Raw genomic sequence first — 447 nt, 5'->3', positions numbered from 1 at the left:
CTTTAGTAAGACCACCATCTTTAACGAACTTCACCGGCTAAATAGTGAGTACCAGGCTGGGCTAGCGCAAACTGACTTTGAACGAAAGGTTAGTCAACGGGGGCGGAAGTCTTCGCTCACTAAAAACCTTAAACACTTGATCGAGGAAAAGATTCAAGTCCAGAAGTGGTCCCCTGAACAAGTTGCCCATGTGGTGGGGATTGCCTACAAGACGGTCTATAACTGGATTAATCAAGGCTGGCTTGATGTACAGTTGCCCGATTTGCCTGATCATGGAATTCGTCGTCATCGTGCTAAAGAAAAGCGTGGTACGTTCAATCACGGCCGCTCCATTGAGGAGCGGCCTCATAAAGTCGAAACTCGCCAGGAATTCGGCCACTTTGAAGCTGATACCGTACTTTCTGGTAAACGTAAAGGTCAAGCTGTGGCTACTTTTGTGGAGCGTAA

The 447-nt window shown here is 47.7% G+C and carries 1 protein-coding gene; it reads left to right on the top strand.

The annotated features are described in order from the left end of the window. Positions 1–447, top strand: a 447-nt coding sequence (locus KGF65_RS16865) for an IS30 family transposase (protein WP_216788274.1), incomplete at both ends; no start/stop codon positions are given.

The sequence above is a fragment of the Lactiplantibacillus sp. 30.2.29 genome (assembly GCF_018991255.1).
Classification (GTDB): Bacteria; Bacillota; Bacilli; order Lactobacillales; family Lactobacillaceae; genus Lactiplantibacillus; species Lactiplantibacillus pentosus.
The sequence above is the reverse complement of the archived record's forward strand: the minus strand, read 5'-3'. Positions and strand labels throughout refer to the sequence as shown.